Source organism: Methylobacterium sp. CM6247, from assembly GCF_054817925.1.
In genome coordinates, this window is the sequence record NZ_JBTXKX010000003.1 from 1716935 (window position 1) to 1737687 (window position 20753).

A 20753-nucleotide genomic window follows, 5' to 3' on the forward strand; every position below is an offset into this window, starting at 1 on the left:
GCGTCAGCGAGGGTCGGGAGAGGGGAGCGCCAGTTCCGGAGAGGTCGCCCCCTCTCCCGCCTGCTCCGCAGACACCCTCCCCCGCAGAGGGGGGAGGGTGAGAACGCCCTCACGCGCTCTCGCGGGCGGCGCGGTAGAAGTCCTTCCACTCCGACCGTTCCTTCACGACGGTCTCGAGATATTCGCGCCAGACGATGGCGTCCTGCACCGGATCCTTGATCACCGCGCCACTGATGCCGGAGACGAGGTCGTGGGCCGAGAGGTGGCCGTTGCCGAAATGCGCGGCCAGCGCCAGCCCGCTGCCGACGACGCTGATCGCCTCGGCCGTGGAGAGCGTGCCGGACGGCTGCTTGACCTTGCTCTTGCCGTCCGAGGTCACGCCCTCGCGCAACTCGCGGAAGACGGTGACGACGCGGCGGATCTGGTCGGCGCCGGGCGGTTCGGCTGGGATTTCGAAGGCGCGCCCGAGGGCGGCCACGCGGGTCTCGACGATGGCGATCTCGGCCTCGATCGTGGCCGGCGAGGGCAGCACCACGGTGTTGAAGCGCCGCTTCAACGCGCTCGACAACTCGTTGACGCCGCGATCCCGGTTGTTGGCGGTGGCGATGAGGTTGAAGCCCCGCGCGGCTGCGATCTCCTCGTTGAGTTCCGGGATCGGCAGGGTCTTCTCGGAGAGGATCGTGATGAAGCTGTCCTGCGTCTCGGAGGGGATGCGGGTCAATTCCTCCACGCGGGCGATTCTGCCTTCCTCCATGGCGCGCACGATCGGGCTCGCCACCACCGCCTCGCGGCTCGGCCCCTTGGCCAGCAGTAGAGCGTAGTTCCAGCCGTAGCGGATGGATTCCTCGCTGGTGCCGGCGGTGCCCTGCACGATGAGGCGGGAGGTGCCGCAGATCGCGGCGGCCAGATGCTCGCTGACCCAGCTCTTGGCGGTGCCCGGCGTACCGAGAAGAAGGAGCGCCCGGTCGGTGGCCAGCGTCGCCACCGCCACCTCCATCAGGCGCCGGTCGCCGATGTATTTCGGCGTGACCTCGAAACCGGAGCCGAGCCGCCCGCCCATGAGGTAGGTGACGACCGCCTGCGGCGAGAGCAGCCAGTTCGGCGGGCGCGGCCTGTCATCGACGCCGCGCAGCGACTCCAACTCCTCGGCGAAGGCATCCTCGGCGGCCCGGCGCAGCTGCGTCGTCTTGGTTCCGTTGATCTGGCTCATGCCTCAGGCGAACTCCCGTCTGATGGTGGCGCGCAAAGCGAGGGTTTCGGCGAAGTCCTCGATCTGCCGGCGCAGGTTGTCCTCGGCCTCGTCCGGCAGCCGGGCGAGGATGGCGGCAGCCGATGCCGCGTGGTCCTCGTCGGGCCAGGCCCGTTCGGCGAGGCGGGTGAGCAGGTAAGCGGAGGCGAGGTCCTGGCGGTCGGATTGCGAGGTCCGCGTCACCGAGGCGAGCCAATCGAGGAGGGCCGCCGTGAAGGCCTCCGACAGGGATGAGGGCGCCTGTCGCAGCAGGGTCAGAATCGTATCGATCTCCCCCTTGCCGAGGAGCTGCGCCATCGTCGCCTCCCATTCCGCATCGGGGAGCGACCGCACGGCGCGGGCCCAGGTCTCACGGAGCGCATCGCCCGGCTCGATGCCGGAGAGGCGCCCGGCCGACGCCTCGGCCAGCACCGACACCATCGTCCGTACCCAGTCGAGGTCGCGCTCGCGGCGCGCGGCGGTGAGAAAACCATCGACGATCTGGATCGCCCATTCGCTGCGCAGGGCCAGTTCGATCCAGAGCCTCGGCGGATGATCGGTGAAGGCGTGGAGGGGAGCGGCGGCGATGACGCTCTCGAGCAGACCGGCCCTCGCGCCGCCGCGCCTCCGCTCGTAGGCGTTCGGCTCGATCCCGTCCCGCGCGAGCGTCGGCGATTCCTCCGGCAGCGTCACCACCAGAGTGTGTTTCGTCCCGCCGAGGAGCTTTCGGCTGCTTTCGACCACGAGCGCGGTTCGCGCCCTCGCCGCCATGCGGGAGGCGAAGAGCGAGTGGGTGAGGCGCGGTAGCAGGACTCTCGCTGCCGCGCGCACGCCGCCCGCGCGATCGTCCAGGCAGGTTTCGAGGAAGGGCGCATCCGCCTCCGACAGGCCGATCTCCAGGATGTAGACGAGGCGCTCGCGCATCTCCGCCTTCTCGGCGCGGAACCCAGCCTCCAGATCGGCGCGGGCTCCTTCGGGATCGCGCAAGCGGAAGTCGGCGAAGGCGGCGTGGCGCTCGGCCGGGCTCGCTTCAGCGCCATCCGGGGCCGAAATCGCCGCCTCGGCGCCTCGGGCGGAACAGGCCGCCTCCAGCCAGGCGAGCTCCTCGCCCGCGACCGCGTCGATGGTCTCGTCCCACTCGCGCCGGTAGGGCGCGAGGGCGGGGAGCAGCCAGGGCGGAGCGCGCATGCCCCGCTCCGCCGCGATCTCGCACCACTCCTTCACGCGGCCCCGCGCCTCCGTGCCCGCGGCGAGGAGCAGCCCGAGCCGCGCCGCCGCTTCGGGTGGGCAGGGACGGCCCTTCGCCTCGTGAGGGCGCGTCGGCGTGAAGGCTTCTGGCGGAAAGCCGCTGCCGGCGAGATGGTGGATGCCCGCGACCGCGACCCGCGCCAGCAGGGTCATGCCCGGCTCTGCGCGCGGCAGCGCACCGGCGACCGTCTCGAGATCGACAGGGGAGGGGGAGCGGTCGGCCCCCAGCAGAGCGGAGACGAGGGCCGACTCCCAATCGTCGGGGGCGGAGACGTCGAGGCCCATCAGGCCGCCCTCACCAGGATCGGCCGGGGATCCTGGGCCGGAACCGCGTAGAGATGCCCGCCGGCCACCATGGCGAGGGGCGTGAGCGCGAACCCGTCATAGAGACCGAAAAGATCGACATGGCCCCCCGCCGCCACCGCCATCAGAGGGGGGACATGTGCGGAATCGGCAAGGGTCAAACAGCCGGTGGCGTCACCCGCGCCCATGGCGCCATCCGCGAGATGTCCGAGGCGTAGGCCGGACAGCCGAAGCGGCCAACGGTCGATCCACGGCGCCCGCGCCAGGGCCCCGGCGAACCCGTCGAGGGCCTCGGCGACGCTCGTCGCGCCGGGCAGAGCGCCGGCCGATGCCGGACTGGCGCGCCCCTCGCGAAACGCGGCCCTGAGCGGCGGATCGCCGGGATGGAAGGCGAGGGCGCCCGAGAAATCCTGTCCTGCCGCCGGGACCGGCGGCAGCGGCGAGCCGGAGGTGCCGTAATCGACGACCTGGGCCATGGCGCCACTCGTCCGTCCGGCGAGCCAGACGGTGCGGGCGGTGAGCTTGTCCTCGTCCTCCACCGCATGCGCGAGGACGGCCCACTCGTCGACGAGACCCGGACGTGCTGCCATCTCCTCGGCGGTCACGGGATAGCCGATGGCCGCGCGGACGCCCGCTGCCTGTCCGGGCGTGAGCCGTTCCAGACGCCGGGCGGCCCGGGCCAGCAGGGACAGGCGGCCGAGGGCGAGGGCAAGGGCCGCCTCCGGACGCGCGGCAGAGCCGGGCGCGGCCGCGATGAGGCCCGGCATGGCCCGGACCCTGCGGGCGAGGCCCGGGGCCTGTCCATCGACGAGGCGTCCCGCCATGCGGTCCCAGAAGGCATAGGGCTCGCGCCGCACCGTCGCGAGACCGCGCCGCATCAGGTCGCCGAGCCAGAGATCGAGTTCATCGAGCGCCGCCGAGACCTTGTCCTCGCGGGCCTGACGGCGCTTGGCCTGCGCCTTCTCGTCGACAGGGGCGGAGGCTTGCTGAGACCGCGTTTCGGCGGAGACGGCGCGGCTCTCGCGCCCCCGGATCCAGGCGGCGACCCAATCCGGCGGTTCGGCCTCGGAGATCGGCGCGGCGGCATCTACCAGCATCAGGCCGATTGCGTGCTTGCAGGGAAATTTCCGGCTCGGGCAGGTGCATTTCGAGGCTGGACCGGAGAGATCGGCCACCGTGCGATAAGGGTTCGCTCCGCTTCCCTTGATCTCGCCCCAGACGACGGCGCCTGCCCGCCCGAGCCCGCTCCACTTGGCCGCCTTCGCCTGATCCTGCCCGGCCTTGCGGCTCGACGCATCGGGAGCGAGGTCGAGGATTTGCGCGGAAGTGAGGCTCATATGGCGATGGGACGGCGATTCCGAAGCTGGATGATTCGAGGGAGCCTAGCCGCCCCGAGCCGCAACGCAAGCATAAATCTGTATTTCAAGTTTATAATAAGAATAAAACAAATCTTCATCTGTGAGAAAGAGGCAGCAGAAATGCCGATATATGAGAAAAGCGGCGCAGAGGTGTATTTGTCCTCCCTGATGGCAGTGCTCTGGTGTCCGTTCGTCAACGATCAGCAAGCCCGCCGCCGTCGCTCGACCTCGAAAGGTGCTCTCGATATCTCAGCTACAGTTTCGTTCGATGGTCGTCTGCGAAGTAAAAACGATGGCTCGGTATTCTCAAAAAAATCTCCCGACGGGTCATTCTGGTCTGAGCGCAACCCGTCCGTGACCGGAAGTTCTGTGGGCAGTCTCAACGCTGTGACTTTCTGATCGACGCAGGCGCTGACTTCTGCCGGGAGGTATTCTCGCACTCAGGGGCCTATCTCCGTCGCGCTCGTTCCCTTGGGCGGTAAACCCCGTTCACCGCGACATATGAACCTATCTTCGATCCCGGCGTTCACATTTCTTGTGTTATCGAAGGAGTGGCGATGCTCATTGAAGACTATCGCGAGCCAGCCCGGCCCCGGCCGCGCACCAGGGATCTCAACAGCGCGCTGACCGAGACCACCCGGCGGCGTCTCGGCGAGGAGTTGCAGGCCCTCTACGAGCCCGTGATCGACGAGCCTCTCGACCCTCGCCTTGCCGAGCTCATGAAACAGCTGGAGGCGGACAGGGACCGTTAGATCCTGTCTGGCTAAATCCGGTCCAGGGATCGGGGGTGATCCTGTCGGTGCCGCCCGGCGATCTCCCGACGGCGGATGTCCTTTCTCCCCATGCGGGCTCCGGCCCAACCCGCACCTTGCCGCGGCCCTCGGTTCAACGCTGTTCGGACCCTCAACGCGGGAGAGGCCCCGATCTCGTGGCGATCCGGGTTCGAACCGCCGGAGGCCCGGCGGAACGACATCGTCCAGGGTCGGAGCGGACGAGCGTTCCGCAGCCATGACCGATTCTGAATGGCATTCGATGTCGGCGGGGCACCATCCTGCGTCATTCGTCTGCGGAGCGCGGGCTCAAAGTGCCTCGCCGGCCATGTAGTCGATACGAAGACGTCCTGATCGGTGATAGCGGCATTAATATCCTGACGGGCTTGGCCGGTAACGATTTCCTCCGGGGAGTAGGAGCATCCGATACACTGATCGGCGGCGACGGCAATGATAAGCTGGCAGTTACCAATGCACCAACGCTGGTCGACGGGGGAGATGGGCAGGACAGGCTCCTGCTTCTTGGACCCGATACTTTCACGTTCACCGACGCAAGCTTCAAGAGTATCGAGACGATCTATGTGCGCGGAGCACTGACCCTCGATCTGTCGGGCGTGACCGCAGGCACCACGGTCAACCTGCAGAACGCCAAGGATACCTTCGCCACGGTGTCGGGGACAAAGGGGAACGATATCATCAGGGCCGGCGAGGGTGACACGGTGATCGATGGCGGCACCGGTAACGACAAGCTGTATGCTGGTGGGGGAGCTGATACCTTCACTTTCAAAATGAATTTCGGGATGGATAACGTCTATGGTTTTGCGAAGGGCTTCGATCATTTCGACGTGTCAGCCCTTGTGAGCAGCTTCGAGGATATCAACCTTACTATGTTGAACGGGGGGCGGACACTCTTGTCACGTTCGATGATGTTGGTCTTGGCAACAGTATCATCCCGAGAAATGTTGCTAAGGAATCCTTGAGTGGGGCGGAATTTGGACTCCTGATCTAGTAATATGTCGGTAATTTACTTCTTGAGGGTAGTCTGAATCGTCTTACGAAATGAGGATGCAGGACGGGGCGGAACGAAGCTAACCGAAGAGATGTCCAGCGACGGCCTGCCGCACGCTGGAGGCGAATAGCGACGATGAAGACCTCGGACGACGCGACGTTATTTTCCGCCCAGTCCGACGAACCTCGGCGAAGTGCAGATGCTGCAGGCAAGCACAGGCGATGTTCATCATCACTGCATGCCCTTCCACGAGCGCTTGGCCCAGCACGGCCCGCCGAAGAATGTCGCGCACGCGGCCGTGATGCGAAGGCGACTGGTGACGCTCAGCGCGATCCCTCTCGAATGCACGTCATGATGGCCAATCACCGCTCGACCATCGACGTCGTCGCTCCGCCCCGTCCCTGTGAGTCGTCTGATCCATCGGGAGAATACGATGGCAGCAGACGCGCCTCGTCGTCATCACAGTGTCGCCCAGCCTTGCGATCCAGCGCGATAGTGAGCCGGTATTTTGCCGGCCATGTTCGCCGCGAACGCATTATGCAGCATCTTCTCATTGAGGAATCGTCCCTCCCGGGGCTGATCTTCGCCCTCGCCTTCGACACGGATGGACGGGGACGCCAGGTTGCGCTGGGGGACGAGCTTCCTTCCCTCGGTGACCCGGAACACGGCTTCGTTTGGCTTCACGTCGATCTCGTCGATGCGCGGACCGAGGCGCTGATCCTTGAGGGACGCCTCGGCCCGCCCCGTCTCGCCGCCGCAACCTTCGCCCGCGACGAGCATCAGCGTGTCGTCGTCGATGGCCCTCATGCCGGCTTCGTCATCGCCGACCGGGAACGCGCTTTCGACGGGTCGTCGAGCGAAGAGCCGAACGGCCGCCTCCATTGCGTTCTCGGTCCAGGCTATCTGGTCAGTGGCCGTCGCCATGCCACGGCCTGCGCGGTCGCCGCCCGCGACGCGGTCCTGTCCGGCACCCTCGTTCCCGGCCCGGCAAAGCTGCTGGAGCGCTTCGTCGGCAGCACCATCGCATCGCTCAATGCCACGTCCGATCGCCTGTCCTCCTCCCTCGATGCCATCGAGGACGACATGCTCGACGAGGCCAAGGCCGACGATGCCAGGCCGTTGGGACCGATCCGCCGCCAATCCGTGCGCTCCCACCGTCAACTCGCCGGCTTACGCGCGGTGTTCCACCGGCTCGAGGATGAGGCCGCCATGGAGGGCGACCAATTGCCGGAAGCCGTCGGCGCCATGGCGGCCCGCGTGGTCCAGCGCCTCGATTCGCTCCACCGGGACATGCATGTCCTGTCCGAGCGCAGCCGGCTTCTCCAGGATGAGATCGCCGCCCGCACGACCGCGCTGACCAACCGCCAGCTCTTCACCCTCTCCATCCTCACGGCCCTGTTTCTGCCGCCCACCCTGGTCACGGGCGTCTTCGGCATGAACACCAAGGGCCTGTTCTTTTCCGAATCCGACAGCGGCTCCATGATCGCCCTGATCATCGGCGCGCTCGCGGCGCTGGCCGTCTATGTCGTCATCCGCCGGCTCAATCTCGCCGGCCGGCCTGGTTGATCCCGAACGCGAACGCGCCCACACACCCCCGATTCATCCGACCACCGGAGCCTTCCCCCGCATGGACTTCTTTCGCCGCTTCACCGTGCTCATGTGCGCGCCTAACTTCGACCCGGACGACCTCGAGGGCGTGCGCGTCCAGCAGATCATCGGCTCTGTGGAGAAGCTCGGCTTCGAAGTGGTCCGCGCCCGCCGCGTGGAGGACGCAGCCATCGCGGTCCAGACCGATGCCGCCATCGGCTGCATGGTGGTGGATTGGGGCAAGCGCGGCCTCGACGGCAAGGCGGCGGCCCTCATCAACCTGATGCGGAAGCGCGGGCTCGAAATGCCCATCGTCATCATGGTCCGTCGCAAGCGCCTGGAGGACATCCCCGTCGAAGTGCTCGACTTCATCGACGGCTACATCTTCCTGGCCGAAGAGACCCCGGACTACATCGCCCGCGGCCTGGTGAGCCGCGTGAAGCAATATGCCGAGACCCTGAAGACGCCGTTCTTCGGCGCGCTGGTGGACTATGCCGAGCAGGGCAACCAGCTCTGGACCTGCCCCGGCCATAACGGCGGCATCTTCTACAACCGCTCGCCGATCGGGCGTATCTTCGTGGAGCATCTCGGCGAGGCCGTGTTCCGCGACGACCTCGACAATTCCGTGCTCGATCTCGGCGACCTTCTGGTCCACGAAGGCCCGGCCTTGAAGGCGCAGAAAGAAGCCGCCGTCATCTTCGGGGCCGAAAAAACCTATTTCGTCCTCAACGGCACCTCGGCCTCCAACAAGATCGTGCTCTCGGCCCTGGTGGCGGAGGGCGACCTCGTCCTGTTCGACCGCAACAACCACAAGGCGGCCCATCACGGCGCCCTGTTCCTCGGCGGCGCGGTCCCGGTCTTCCTGGAGACCGACCGCAACTGCTTCGGCCTGATCGGTCCGATGTATCACGAGGCCCTCGACGAGGCGGCCATCCGTGAGAAGATCCGCACCAACCCCCTCATCACCGACAAGGAAGCCTGGAAGCGCGAGCGCCCGTTCCGCGTGGCGGTGGTGGAGCAGTGCACCTATGACGGCACCATCTACAACGCGCAGATGATCCTCGAGAAGATCGGGCATCTCTGTGACTACATCCTCTTCGACGAGGCCTGGGCGGGCTTCATGAAGTTCCACCCGCTCTTCGCCGGTCGCTTCGCCATGGGACTGAAGGGCCTCGACGAGACCTCGCCGGGCATCATCGCCACGCAATCGACCCACAAGCAGCTGGCGAGCTTCTCCCAGGCCTCGCAGATCCACACCAAGGACAGCCATATCCGCGGCCAGACCCGGCGCATCGAGCACCGGCGCTTCAACGAGACCTTCCTCGTCCACGCCTCGACCTCGCCGTTCTACCCGCTCTTCGCCTCGCTCGATGTCGGCGCGCAGATGATGAAGGGCCGCTCGGGCGTCGTCCTGTGGGACGACACGATCCGGCTCGGCATCGAATGGCGCAAGAAGGTCCGTGCCATCCGCCGCGAATTCGAGGAGAAGGAGGGCGATCCTCTGCGCCGCTGGTTCTTCGACCCCTTCGTGCCGGACACGGTGAAGGGCCCGGAGGGCAAGGTGCCGTGGGAGAGCGTCTCGACGGACGAGCTCGCCAGCGACGCGAAATACTGGGAGCTGACCCCCGGTGCCGCCTGGCACGGCTTCAACCATGTGGCGCCGAACTACGCCATGACCGACCCGAACAAGCTCACCGTGCTCACCCCCGGCTTCGACCGGCGCACGGGGGAATATGCCGAGCACGGCGTGCCCGCGCCCATCGTGGCCCAGTACCTGCGCGAAAACCGCATCGTGCCGGAGAAGAACGACCTCAACTCGCTCCTCTTCCTGCTGACGCCGGGCGTCGAATCCTCCAAGGCCGGCACGCTCATCTCCGGCCTCGTGGCCTTCAAGCGCCTGCATGACGAGAATGTGCCGCTCGAGGATGCCATGCCGGAATTCGTCCGGCGCCGGCCGAACCGCTACAAGGGCGTACGCCTGCGCGACCTCTGCGCGGATTTCCACGCCTTCCACCGCGAGCACGGCACCAGCACCCTTCAACGCAAGCAGTTCGAACCCGGCCACCTGCCCGAGATGGTCATGACTCCGAAGGAGGCGGTGCAGCAGCTCACCCGCAACAACGTCGATTACGTGCCGATCGCGGAAGCGGAAGGTCGCGTGGCGACGACCTTGCTTCTGGTCTACCCGCCGGGCATCGGCACGGTGCTGCCGGGCGAACGACTGGACGAACGGGCGAAACCCATGCTGGACTACTTCAAGATGTTCGAGCGCTCCGCGAACCTGTTCCCGGGCTTCGAGGCCGAGATTCAGGGCGTGTTCCGCAACGTCGATCCCGATGGGACCATCCGCTTCTACACCTATGTCATGCGCGAGAATCGCCCGTGAATCCGGAAGGGCCCCCCGCCGCCTCCGATACCGGGGTCATCATCCGGCCCTCCTCGGATGCGGACGTGCCGGCCATGGTGGCAATCTACGCCCACCATATTCGGCGGGGCGTAGGTGATGTGGGGGATTTCGAAGCGGATCCGCTCCATCCCGACGACCTCAAGCGCCGCCGCAAGGCCATGCGCAAGAGGCGTCTGCCGCATCTTGTGGCCGACCGCGATGGGGTGGTGGCGGGCTACGCTTACGCTGTCCCGTTCCGGAAGCGCCCGGCCTATCGCTACACGCTCAAGCACTCGATCTACGTTCATCACGAGCACCTGAACGCCGGCATCGGGCGACGCCTGCTGCCGGCTTTGATCGAGGCCTGCGCCGCCGGCGGCTACCGCCAGATGATCGGCTATATCGACGCGCAGAACGAAGCGTCCCTGCGGCTCCACGAGACCTGCGGCTTCGTCCGTGTCGGCCTGTTGCCGGCGGTGGGCTACAAGTACGGCCGCTGGAGCGACAGCGTCATGGTCCAGCGGGCACTCGGCACCGGCGCCACCGACCAGCCCGGCACCTGGACCCGATCGGTTGAGGCGCTGGTGGCCGGGCACGAATGGATGGGGAAGTAGCACTTCCCCATCGGGCCGGTACGGAGCGCGTCAACTCCCGCGACATCGCTCTCCGTCAGGCATTTTCGAGCCCGGCATCGACCCTCGCCGCCACGTCCTGCGAGACGTCCAGGGCCTCGGCCAATCGCTTCAGGAACTCCCGCTCCTGCAGCGTATCGGCATCGATGGCCAGACGCGCTGCCGCATAGAGGCGGGCACCCTTCTCCGGCGAATCCACGCGTTCGGCGAGTTCGTCGATCTCGGCCGGGTCGGCCAGCTCCTTTTCGAGCCAGGCGCGGCCATCCTTGTCAATACCGGCCGCCTCTACCGCCTCGTCGAGGCGCTGGCGCTCCTGCGTGTCCACGATGCCGTCGGCCAAGGTCGCGGCCACCATGGCGCGCAGCATGATGCGGGCCTCGTCCTCGCCGACTTGGCTGAGATCGGGAGTTTCGGGCTCATGGGAAGGACGGAGTGCTCGAAGGGCCAGGCCCGCGACGAGGGCGAGCCCACCGAGGGCGGCCGTGGCGGCGATCCCGCCCTTGCGTGAGCGCACGAGCGCGTCGACGATCTGTCTTGCATCGGCCATGGTGGTCATCCTGAAGGCGGGTTGAGGATCAGACCGGAAACGGACGAGACCCATCCCGGGTTCAAGGCGGGCCGTGCGGTGGAATGAACATGCCCCGTTTGCCCCCGGCAGAGCGCCCTCCCCCGGCAAGCGGAAGCCGCACGGCCCGAAGGCAGCCAACGAGAGAGGCCACATGACGATCACCCCCATCGAGCCCCGCCTGTCGGTCTCCGGCCAGCCGAACGAGGCGGAGATCGCGGACCTGTCCACGAAGGGCTTTGCCCTACTCATCAACAACCGCCCCGAAGGCGAGGAGCCGGGCCAGTTGGGCAGCGAGGCCGAAGCGGCGGCGGCCGAGGCGGCGGGTCTCGCCTATCTCCACCTTCCCGTCACCGGCCCCGGCATCACCCGTGAGGACATCGCGCGGTTCCGCGAGGCCGTGGAGGGCGCACCCGGCCCGGTCCTCGCCCACTGCCGCGGCGGCACGCGCTCGCTCACCCTGTGGGCCTTGTCCGAAGTGCTGGCGGGGCGTCTGCGCCGCGAGGACCTCCTGGCCTATGGCCGGGAGCGGGGCTTCGACCTCAGCGGCGCCGTGCGCTGGCTCGACACGCACGGCGACGCGCCCGCCGAGGCGTGAGGTCGCCGGCCCTAAGCAGGTTCGCATTGGCAAGCCAACGCTTCACCTCGCTTAGGTCTTTGACACGTCGCAGGTTTTTGAACGCAAAACCGGTGACCACTTTTGCTGAATCTGCTTAGCTTGCCTCACAAAACTCCCCATCACGGCCGGTTCTCGCTCCAGGCACGACAGCGCAGCGGGAGTTTTGTGAGAGACACTTAGTCAGGACCGCCCCGGTCGAGGTGACCGGTGGGGGATCTCGGGTCCGCCCGCTTTACGGTCCGAGGCCTCCACCGTCTGGCGGTCGACTTCGTCCCGGACGCGGCGACCCGCCATCAGGATCTCGATGAGGAAGGCGACGATGGCCGCCACCGTGCAGACCAGGGCGATTCCGAAGCAGCCGAACAGGACGGAGGCCGTGGCGGCATCGCGCAAGGCCCCCACGAACAGCGTCAACACCGCGATGCCGGTCATGATGCTGCCGAGCGAGGCGAGGACCACCGCCACGTCGAGCATGAAGGAGCGCCGGCGCAGATAGGCCAGCTGATACGACAGGTGGGCGGCTTCGTCCGCATCCGCCTTCTGCAACCGGTCGGCGGCGTCATCAACCCGGTCGGCCACCCGCCCGAGGCGCGTGGAGAAAACGTTGAGCAGCGTTGCCAGCGCCGTCAGCAGGAAGGCGGGCGCGAGCGCGATCTGAATGACATGGGCGATGTCGTCGGGAGCGAGGAGAGGACTGGAAGCCATCATGACAGGGCGTTACGCCATGCCGCCCGGCACCGGAAGATGCGCCGTTTCGGACGTGGACACGGGTTCAGGATGCCGGGGACAGGGCCTTGGGCTTCCACGTCGTCCCTCCCCTGCCGAGCGAACGGCTTCCCCCCGAACGCGACGAAGCCCCGCGGCGGGGGCTGCGGGGCTTCTCGAATTGATGAGGTTCAGGCGATCGCGCCCGGACGATGGGCCTTACTGCGGGCAGCGATGACGCAGGCCGTCATTGCCGAGATAGGTGCCCGACCGCTGATCGTAGGAGCGGAAGCGCTGGATGCAGTAGGCCACATCCTGATCGGACCCGCCGACATCCTGCTGAACCTCGACGGCGCCACCATAATAGGCCGGGGCATAGCCGCCGCCGTAATATCCGTTGTCGTAGCCGTTGCCGTAGTACCCGCTGCCATAGCCATAGCCGATCCCGGCGCCCGCCAGACCGAGGCCCAGTCCGAGGCCGAGCCCGCCATAGCCGTAGCCCCGGCCATAGCCGCGGTTGTAGCCATAGCCGCGGTTGTAACCGTACCCGCCTCGGCTGAAGCCGCCGCCCCGGTGGAAACCACCGCCGCCGACATTCGACCCTTGGGCGATACCGCCGTGCCCGCGTCCACCGCCCATTCCCTGACCGCCGCCACCACCGAAGGCGCCGAGACCGCCACCGCCACCGCCACCGCGGCTCATACCTCCACCGCCGCCAAAGGCACCGAGTCCGCCTCCGCCGCCGCCGCGGCTCATACCGCCACCACCACCGCCACGGCTCATACCACCGCCACCGCCACCGAAGGCACCCAGTCCACCGCCCTCACGGGCGTCAGCCGTTGCCGGAAGGAATGCGACCGCGCCAAGAAAGGCGGCGGATGCGAGAATAAGCTTGTTCATGGAACACCAGCCTGATCGTCAAGGGACATTAGGATCGACAACGCGTTGCAGATCGGGATGGCTCCATTGTGTGCGGCCGTTTTAACGTCCGGCGAAAGTCACGCCAATAAAGATCAGTCCTCGCGGATTAAATCCGAGACCACGGTCAACGGACGGATAAAAGCCTGGATCGAAAGACCCGCGATCCGGTCGGCACGGCGAGCGACGATTCACTTCGGCGAGGATGTTCCTCCCGACGATTGACAAAGGCGCAGCGAACGCAGACTTTCGAATCGTTCCGAGGGGGGCCCCGTTCAGGGGGCTGAGATAGGGCCGCAGCCCTGACCCTTGAACCTGATCCGGCTCATACCGGCGGAGGGACGGGAACTACGCTTGGGTTGTCTGCTCCAAACGAGCGGGTGCCCGTCGTCCTGACGTACCGTTGCGAACCGGATCGCCTCCCACGCCAGGAGCGAATCCGATATGAACGCACCCGTCCTTCCCAAAGACCTTTCCGGACAAGAACCCGCCAAGGGGCAGCCGCAAGCGGTGACCACCGGCCCGATCATGGGCTCGCGCAAGGTCTATGCGAGCGTGGCTGGCCGTGACGACATCCGGGTGCCGTTCCGCGAGGTCACGTTGAGTGATCCGAAGGAGGCGCCGGTGCGGGTCTACGATCCGTCTGGCCCCTATACCGAGACCGATGCCCGGATCGACCTGAATGCCGGCCTGCCCCTGCTGCGCGACCCGTGGATCGCCAAGCGCGGCTATGCCACGATCACGCCGCGCGCGGTCAAGCCCGAGGACAACGGCTTCGTGCCGGAGGACAAGCTCGTCGCCCCCTGTCCGGCGACGCGCCAGATCCGCAAGGCCGGCCCCGGCCAGATGGTGACGCAGTACGAGTTCGCCAAAGCCGGGATCATCACCGAGGAGATGATCTACGTCGCCCACCGCGAAAACCTCGCCCGCGAGACGATGCTGGAAGGCGCGCAGACCGCGCTGGCCGACGGCAACAGCTTCGGTGCCTCGCTCCCCGCTTTCATCACCCCCGAATTCGTGCGCGACGAGGTGGCGCGCGGCCGCGCCATCATCCCGGCCAACATCAACCACCCCGAGGTGGAGCCGATGGCGATCGGCCGCAACTTCCTCGTCAAGATCAACGCCAATATCGGCAATTCGGCCGTGACCTCGTCGGCAGCGGAAGAGGTGGAGAAACTGGTCTGGGCGACCCGCTGGGGCGCCGACACGGTGATGGACCTCTCCACTGGTCGAAACATCCACAACATCCGCTCGTGGATCGTGCGCAACTCGCCCGTGCCCATCGGCACCGTGCCGATCTACCAGGCGCTGGAGAAGGTCGGCGGCGATCCGCTGAAGCTCGACTGGGAGGTCTTCAAGGATACCCTCATCGAGCAGGCCGAGCAGGGCATCGATTACTTCACCATCCATGCGGGCGTCCGCCTCGCCCATGTGCCGCTCACCGCGCGCCGGGTCACCGGCATTGTCAGCCGAGGCGGCTCGATCATGGCGCGCTGGTGCCTCGCCGGTCACCGGGAATCGTTCCTCTACGAGCGGTTCGACGAGATCTGCGACATCATGAGGGCCTACGACGTCTCGTTCTCGCTGGGCGACGGCCTGCGCCCTGGCTCCATCGCGGATGCCAACGACGCGGCGCAGTTTGCGGAACTCGAGACCCTCGGCGAGCTGACGAAGATCGCCTGGGACAAGGGCTGCCAGACCATGATCGAGGGCCCCGGCCACGTGCCGATGCACAAGATCAAGGTGAACATGGAAAAGCAGCTGGAGGAGTGCGGCGAGGCGCCGTTCTACACCCTCGGCCCGCTGACCACCGATATCGCACCGGGCTACGACCACATCACGTCGGGCATCGGCGCCGCCATGATCGGCTGGTTCGGCTGCGCCATGCTCTGCTACGTCACCCCGAAGGAGCATCTCGGCCTGCCCAACCGCGACGACGTCAAGGAAGGCGTCATCACCTACAAGATCGCGGCCCATGCCGCCGATCTCGCCAAGGGCCATCCGGCGGCGCAGCTGCGCGACGACGCCCTGTCACGCGCCCGGTTCGACTTCCGCTGGGAGGACCAGTTCAACCTGTCGCTCGATCCCGACACGGCGCGCGCCTACCACGACGAGACCCTGCCAAAGGACGCCCACAAGGTCGCGCATTTCTGCTCGATGTGCGGCCCCAAATTCTGCTCGATGAAGATCACGCAGGATCTGCGCGCCGAGGTGCTGGCGATGGAGGCGGCAGGTCAGGTGTTGGGCGAGGCGACGCCCATGAGCCAGGCCGAACGCGAGGCGGGAATGGCGGCCAAATCCGCCGAGTTCCAGGCCGAGGGCGGCAAGCTCTACGTCGACGCGGCCGAATAGGCCGCCTCGCCTCACCCTCTCGCGCCCGGCGCGAGAGGGCATTACCCCGTTGTCAGGCTCCGCGTGCGTAGCGGCTGACGGCGAGGTCCGGGGTGGCGATGTCCGGCGTGCGGCCGGAGATAAGATCGGCCAGCACCCGGCCCGAGCCGCAGGCCATGGTCCAGCCCAGGGTGCCGTGGCCGGTATTAGTGTAGAGGTTCGACAGGCGCGTTCCGCCGACGATGGGCGTGCCGTCCGGCGTCATCGGCCGCAGGCCGGTCCAGAACGTGGCCTGCGAGAGATCGCCGCCCGCCGGGAACAGATCACCGACGGAGCGGACTAGGGTTTCCCGGCGCGGTCCCCGCAGGACCGCGCTGAAACCGGCGAGCTCGGCGGTGCCGCCGACCCGGATGCGGTCGCCGAGCCGGGTGATCGCGACCTTGTAGGTCTCGTCCATCACCGTCGAGACCGGGGCGGCGTCGATATTGGTGACCGGCAGGGTGAGGGAATACCCCTTCACCGGATAGATCGGCAGGTCGATGCCGAAGGGCCGGAGCAGAGCCGGGGTGTAGCTGCCCATGGCCGCCACATAGGCGTCGGCGGTCAGCACCTCGCCCGCTGCCGTCGCCACGCCGCTGATCCGGTCGCCTTCGCTGCGCAGGCCTGTGATGGCCGTGCCGTAGCGGAAGACCACACCGAGGTCTTCGCAGAGTGCGGCGAGCCGCTGGGTGAAGAGGTGGGCGTCGCCGGTCTCGTCGCCGGGGAGCCGCAGGCCGCCGACGAAGGTCCCGGCCACCCGCGCCAGGGCCGGCTCGGCCATGATGCAGCCGGCAGGGTCCAGCACCGCGTAGGGAACGCCGTAAGCATCGAGGACATGGGTGTCGTCGCCGACATGATCGAGTTGCTTGGCGGTCCGAAACAGCTGGAGCGTGCCCTGCTCGCGATGGTCGTAGGCGATGCCGGTCTCGGCGCGCAGGTCGCGCAGCACGTCGCGGCTGTATTCGGCCAGACGCACCATCCGGCCCTTGTTGCGCTGGTAGGCTTCCTCCGTGCAATTCGCCAGCATCCGGGCAAGCCAGCCGTAGAAACGCGGCTCGAAGCTCGGCCAGACCACGAGGGGCCGGTGGCGCATCATCAGCCACTTCATCGCCTTGAGGGGAATGCCGGGCGCCGCCCAGGGTGCCGAATATCCCGGCGAGACCTGGCCGGCATTGGCGAAACTCGTCTCGAGCCCCGCCGCCGGCTGGCGCTCCAGCACGGTGACCCGATGGCCGGCTTTGGCCAGGTAATAGGCCGAAGTGACGCCGACGACACCGCCACCGAGGATCAGGACATGCATGGTCGGCGTTCCGTAGAGGGTCGGGGTTAGGGTCCGGAATGAGCTTGTCGCCCCGAGCGGGTTCGCATTGGCGGGCCAACACGTCACCTCGCTCAGTCCCTATGGCGTGTCGCAGGTTTCAGGCCGCAGAAGCGGCGACCCTCGTTGCGAAACCCGCCCAGGGCCTGTTTGATCGGGTTTTCCAGCGGATGCTTGTGCCAGAGCAGATCATCCCAGCAGACCACCTCATCCTGAGGCGCCCTTTGCTTGAGCAAAGGGCCTCGAAGGAGCCCTCCAGTCGTCTCCCGATCCCTGGAAGCCTCCTTCGAGGCCGCTACGCGGCACCTCAGGATGAGGTTAAGCTCTAGAATAAGAACTCAAACGATTGTCAGAGTTCGCCGGTGAGGAACTGAGCCCGGCCGTGGCCGAAGGACCAATCCTCGTCGGTGTTCTCCACCGTCGAGACCATGACGTCGGCCGGGGCGATGCCGCAGGCGGCTTCGAGCTTCTCGGTCAGCAGCCGGTAGAACAGCTGCTTCTTCTCTTTGCCGCGCGGCCGGGTGATCATCTGGACCACCACAACGTCCTTGGTGCGCGGGATGTCGAGCCCGGTATCCTCGACGATCATCCGCGAGGGCTTGTGCTCGGTGACGATCTGGTAGCGGTCGCCCGGCGGAACGTTGAACGCCTCCAGCATCGCCTCGTGCGCGGCGTCGAGGAGCGTCTTCAGTTCGGAATCGGTGCGGCCTTCCAGGATATCGAAGCGCATCAGGGGCATGTCGGTTCAACCTTTGAAGAGAATGGAACGGGTCACGGGCCGTCTATCGGGAGTGCGCCGGCCGCCGGTCAGGCTTCGGCGCGGATGAGACCGCGCAGCATCTCGATCATGCCGGTGATCTCGGCTTGGGTCGAGATGAAGGGCGGGCCCATGGCGATGGTGTCGCCGGTGAAGCGCAGGAGGATGCCTTCGCGCAGGCCGCGCTCGAAGATCCGCAGAGCGCGCGCGCCGGGCTGGCCCGGTGTCGGTTCGAGATCGACGGCCGCCGTCAGGCCGAAATTGCGGATGTCCTTGATGCCCGGTTCGTCGCGCAGCGTGTGGACGGCCCCCTCGAGGATCGGCTCCAACTCGCGCACGCGGGCGAAGAGGTCGCCCTCCTCCATCAGGTCGAGGGAGGCATGGGCGACGGCCGCCGCCAGGGGATGGCCCGAATAGGTGTAGCCGTGGAACAGCTCCACCGCCGCGGCCGGCCCGGTCATGAACGTGTCGTAGATCTCCTTGCGGACGATGACGCCGCCCATCGGCACGATGCCGTTGGTGATGCCCTTGGCGAAGGTGATCATGTCCGGGATCACACCGAGGCGGTCCGCGCCGAAGGGCGCGCCGAGCCGCCCGAAGCCGGTGATCACCTCGTCGAAGATCAGCAGGATGCCATGGCGCGTGCAGATTTCGCGCAGGCGCTGGAGATAGCCCAGCGGCGGCACGATGACCCCGGCCGAGCCCTGCAGCGGCTCGACGATGACGCAGGCGATCGTGCCCGCATCGTGGAGCGCCACCATCCGTTCGAGGTCGTCGGCGAAATGCGCGCCCCAAGTCGGCTGGCCCTTCGAGAACGCCATCTCGGCATAATCGTGGGTATGGCGCAGGTGGTCGACGCCCTGGATCATGGCGGTGGCGAACATCTTGCGGTTGGCCACCATGCCGCCCACCGACATGCCGCCGAAGCCGACGCCGTGATAGCCCTTCTCGCGGCCGATCATGCGGAAGCGGCCGGCCTCGCCGCGCAGGCGGTGATAACCAAGGGCGATCTTGAGGGCGGTATCGACGGCCTCCGAGCCGGAGTTGGTGAAGAACACCCGGTCCAGCCCGTCCGGGGCCATGTCGGCTATACGCTCGGCCAGCCGCAGCGTCACAGGGTTGGTCATCTGGAAGGCGGTACAGTAATCGAGGGTCTCGGCCTGCCGGCGCAGGGCCTCGACGATCCGCGGCTGGGCGTGGCCGAGGGGGCAGCACCACAGGCCCGACAGGCTGTCGAACAGCTCGCGCCCCTCGGCGGTGCGGTAATAGGCGCCCGTCGCCGAGGTGATGATGCGCGGCGTCGGGTCGGCCTTCACATGGCGATTGGGCGTGAACGGCATCCAGTACGGCTCGACATTGAGCTGCCGGTCCGCCGCCTGATCGATGATCGCATGATCCATGTGTCTCTCCGCCGATCCGCGATGCAAGATCCCGACCCTCGCCGCGCTGCGTTATCGCCCGGCCCTGGCTCACCGACTATCGACAGTTGGCGGGTTGGCACGCGCAGCTGTATCTGTTCACCCGCCCATACAGTCGGATCGCCGAGACCGGCCTCGCCCGTGGATGACGGCCCATGATCAGCCTCGACCCCGCCAGCACCGCCCCCCTCGTCGCCCAGTTGGTGGAGGCCTTCTCCGAGCGCATCCGCAGCGGAGGCGTGGCGCCGGGCGCCCGACTGCCCTCGGTGCGCAAGCTGGCCGTTCAGTGCGGCGTGAGCACGCTCACCGTCTCGAACGCCTACAATCGGCTGGTCGCGGACGGCCTGCTCGAAGCCCGACGCGCGAGCGGATACTTCGTCTCGGCCCGGCTGCTCGATCGCAAATCCGTCGTCCCCCGGCGGAAACCCGTGCAGATCTCGGTGGATTCCGGCTGGCTGCTCCAGCGGGTCTACGAGGAGGACGCTTTCACCGTCAAAGCCGGCTGCGGCTGGCTTCCCGACAGCCACCTGTTCGCCGACGGGATCAAGCAGGCCCTGGCGGCCCTGGCGCGGCGCCCCGACCGGCTGGTCTCGCGCTATGGGCATCCCCTCGGCCACGCGCCCTTGCGCCGGGCGATCCAGTTGCTCCTTGCCCAGCGCAACATCGAGTGCGAGCCGGACCAGATCCTGCTGACGCATGGGGCGAGCCAGGCCCTCGATTTGACCATGCGGACCTTCCTCCAGCCGGGCGACGTCGCCTTCGTGGACGATCCTGGCTATTGCAACCTCTACCCCTCGCTCCACGCGATGGGGGTGACCATCGTCGGCGTCGAGCGGACCCTCCAGGGGCCGTCGATCCCCGCGCTCCAGGCACTGGCGGAGCGGCACAAGCCGAAGCTGTTCTTCACCAATACGAGCTTCCACAACCCCACCGGGACGTCCTGCTCGCCGGCCACCGCCTACCAGATCCTCCGCATCGCCGAGAAACACGACTTCCAGATCGTCGAGGACGACATCTATGCGAGCTTCGTCGAGGAGACGGCGCCCAGCATCGCCAGCCTCGACCAGCTCGCGCGCGTCATCCACATCAGCAGCTTCTCGAAGACCATCTCGCCCGCCCTGAGGGTCGGCTATCTCGCCTGCAACCCCGAGAATGCGCAGCGGCTCCTGCGCATGAAGATGGCGGCGAGCCTGACGAGCTCGGAAATCTCCGAGAGCATCGTCCACTCGATCCTGACGGAAGGCCAGTACCGCCTCCACATCGCGCGGCTCCGCGAAAAGCTCGCCGCCGAGCAGAAGATTGTGGCCGAGGCCCTGCTCTCGGTGGGCCTGTCGCTGTTTCACCGCCCCGCCAACGGGCTCTTCCTCTGGGCCGGCTTCGGCGGCGATCCGGACACGGCCGGCCTCGCGCAAAGGGCCGCCGCGAAGGGCATCATGCTCGCCCCCGGACACCTGTTCCGCGCCGATCAGGAGCCGACCCCGTGGCTGCGCTTCAACGTGGCGCATGCCAACGCGCCGGCCCTGTTCCGCTTCCTCGACACCGAGCGGCCCGCGCCCGCGTGA

17 protein-coding genes and 1 riboswitch are annotated in these 20753 nt (G+C 67.1%); of the genes, 8 read left to right on the forward strand and 9 right to left on the reverse strand.

Going from position 1 to position 20753, the window contains the following annotated elements:
• Nucleotides 1–109: 109 nt before the first annotated feature.
• From ACYQOP_RS08890 to ACYQOP_RS08900, 3 genes are read right to left on the reverse strand one after another with little or no spacing between them, the layout of a single operon-like run.
• Nucleotides 110–1210 carry an ATP-binding protein gene (locus ACYQOP_RS08890; RefSeq protein WP_461222126.1) on the reverse strand — a complete coding sequence of 367 codons (1101 nt, stop codon included), beginning with the start codon at nucleotides 1208–1210 and terminating at the stop codon, nucleotides 110–112.
• Nucleotides 1211–1213: 3 nt separating this feature from the next.
• On the reverse strand, nucleotides 1214–2761 hold the full coding sequence (locus ACYQOP_RS08895; protein WP_461222127.1) for a DUF5691 domain-containing protein: 1548 nt from the start codon (nucleotides 2759–2761) through the stop codon (nucleotides 1214–1216).
• Nucleotides 2761–4116, reverse strand: a complete 1356-nt coding sequence (locus ACYQOP_RS08900; protein ID WP_461222128.1) for an SWIM zinc finger family protein — start codon at nucleotides 4114–4116, stop codon at nucleotides 2761–2763. The genes ACYQOP_RS08895 and ACYQOP_RS08900 overlap by 1 nt, the downstream gene beginning before the upstream one ends.
• 578 nt (nucleotides 4117–4694) lie before the next feature.
• On the opposite strand from ACYQOP_RS08900, the gene ACYQOP_RS08905 reads away from it, so the two are divergent.
• The 5 genes from ACYQOP_RS08905 (at nucleotide 4695) to ACYQOP_RS08925 (ending at nucleotide 10503) form a co-directional block, all read left to right on the forward strand.
• The gene (locus ACYQOP_RS08905; RefSeq protein WP_056422192.1) at nucleotides 4695–4889 is read left to right on the forward strand and encodes a hypothetical protein; all 195 of its coding nucleotides are present in this window, start codon (nucleotides 4695–4697) and stop codon (nucleotides 4887–4889) included.
• A 332-nt stretch (nucleotides 4890–5221) separates the two neighbouring features.
• A complete protein-coding gene (locus ACYQOP_RS08910) occupies nucleotides 5222–5887 on the forward strand; it encodes a M10 family metallopeptidase C-terminal domain-containing protein (RefSeq protein WP_461222129.1) in 666 nt (221 codons plus the stop codon).
• A gap of 566 nt (nucleotides 5888–6453) precedes the next feature.
• A complete protein-coding gene (locus tag ACYQOP_RS08915) occupies nucleotides 6454–7482 on the forward strand; it encodes a CorA family divalent cation transporter (RefSeq protein ID WP_461222130.1) in 1029 nt (342 codons plus the stop codon).
• A 61-nt stretch (nucleotides 7483–7543) separates the two neighbouring features.
• A complete protein-coding gene (locus tag ACYQOP_RS08920; protein WP_207414111.1) occupies nucleotides 7544–9889 on the forward strand; it encodes an Orn/Lys/Arg family decarboxylase in 2346 nt (781 codons plus the stop codon).
• Nucleotides 9886–10503 carry a GNAT family N-acetyltransferase gene (locus tag ACYQOP_RS08925; RefSeq protein ID WP_461222132.1) on the forward strand — a complete coding sequence of 206 codons (618 nt, stop codon included), beginning with the start codon at nucleotides 9886–9888 and terminating at the stop codon, nucleotides 10501–10503. The genes ACYQOP_RS08920 and ACYQOP_RS08925 overlap by 4 nt, the downstream gene beginning before the upstream one ends.
• A gap of 55 nt (nucleotides 10504–10558) precedes the next feature.
• Here the strand turns inward: ACYQOP_RS08925 and ACYQOP_RS08930 are convergent, their stop codons facing one another.
• Nucleotides 10559–11068 carry a DUF533 domain-containing protein gene (locus ACYQOP_RS08930; protein WP_056423228.1) on the reverse strand — a complete coding sequence of 170 codons (510 nt, stop codon included), beginning with the start codon at nucleotides 11066–11068 and terminating at the stop codon, nucleotides 10559–10561.
• 172 nt (nucleotides 11069–11240) lie between these two features.
• On the opposite strand from ACYQOP_RS08930, the gene ACYQOP_RS08935 reads away from it, so the two are divergent.
• Entirely contained in the window at nucleotides 11241–11684 is a 444-nt protein-coding gene (locus ACYQOP_RS08935; RefSeq protein WP_461222133.1) for a protein tyrosine phosphatase family protein, read from the forward strand.
• A 201-nt stretch (nucleotides 11685–11885) separates the two neighbouring features.
• Here ACYQOP_RS08935 and ACYQOP_RS08940 read toward each other — a convergent pair whose 3' ends face one another.
• On the reverse strand, nucleotides 11886–12413 hold the full coding sequence (locus ACYQOP_RS08940) for a DUF2721 domain-containing protein (protein WP_461222134.1): 528 nt from the start codon (nucleotides 12411–12413) through the stop codon (nucleotides 11886–11888).
• 216 nt (nucleotides 12414–12629) lie between these two features.
• A complete protein-coding gene (locus tag ACYQOP_RS08945; RefSeq protein ID WP_461222135.1) occupies nucleotides 12630–13310 on the reverse strand; it encodes a BA14K family protein in 681 nt (226 codons plus the stop codon).
• A 270-nt stretch (nucleotides 13311–13580) separates the two neighbouring features.
• Nucleotides 13581–13687, forward strand: a riboswitch (TPP riboswitch).
• An 85-nt stretch (nucleotides 13688–13772) separates the two neighbouring features.
• Here ACYQOP_RS08945 and thiC point away from each other — a divergent pair.
• Nucleotides 13773–15680: a phosphomethylpyrimidine synthase ThiC gene (gene thiC, locus ACYQOP_RS08950; RefSeq protein WP_056141096.1), complete on the forward strand. Its 1908-nt coding sequence runs from the start codon at nucleotides 13773–13775 to the stop codon at nucleotides 15678–15680.
• A gap of 52 nt (nucleotides 15681–15732) precedes the next feature.
• Here the strand turns inward: thiC and ACYQOP_RS08955 are convergent, their stop codons facing one another.
• From ACYQOP_RS08955 to aptA, 3 genes are all read right to left on the reverse strand, one after another.
• The gene (locus ACYQOP_RS08955) at nucleotides 15733–16998 is read right to left on the reverse strand and encodes a D-amino acid dehydrogenase (protein ID WP_461222137.1); all 1266 of its coding nucleotides are present in this window, start codon (nucleotides 16996–16998) and stop codon (nucleotides 15733–15735) included.
• A gap of 367 nt (nucleotides 16999–17365) precedes the next feature.
• Nucleotides 17366–17755, reverse strand: coding sequence for a tautomerase family protein (locus ACYQOP_RS08960; RefSeq protein WP_056422151.1), 390 nt, complete (start codon nucleotides 17753–17755; stop codon nucleotides 17366–17368).
• 68 nt (nucleotides 17756–17823) lie between these two features.
• Complete coding sequence (gene aptA, locus ACYQOP_RS08965) at nucleotides 17824–19173, reverse strand: omega-aminotransferase AptA (RefSeq protein ID WP_461222138.1); 1350 nt, start codon at nucleotides 19171–19173, stop codon at nucleotides 17824–17826.
• Nucleotides 19174–19346: 173 nt separating this feature from the next.
• Between aptA and ACYQOP_RS08970 the strand changes: the two genes are divergently transcribed.
• Nucleotides 19347–20753 (forward strand): aminotransferase-like domain-containing protein, encoded by a 1407-nt coding sequence (locus tag ACYQOP_RS08970; protein ID WP_461222140.1) that lies wholly within the window; start codon nucleotides 19347–19349, stop codon nucleotides 20751–20753.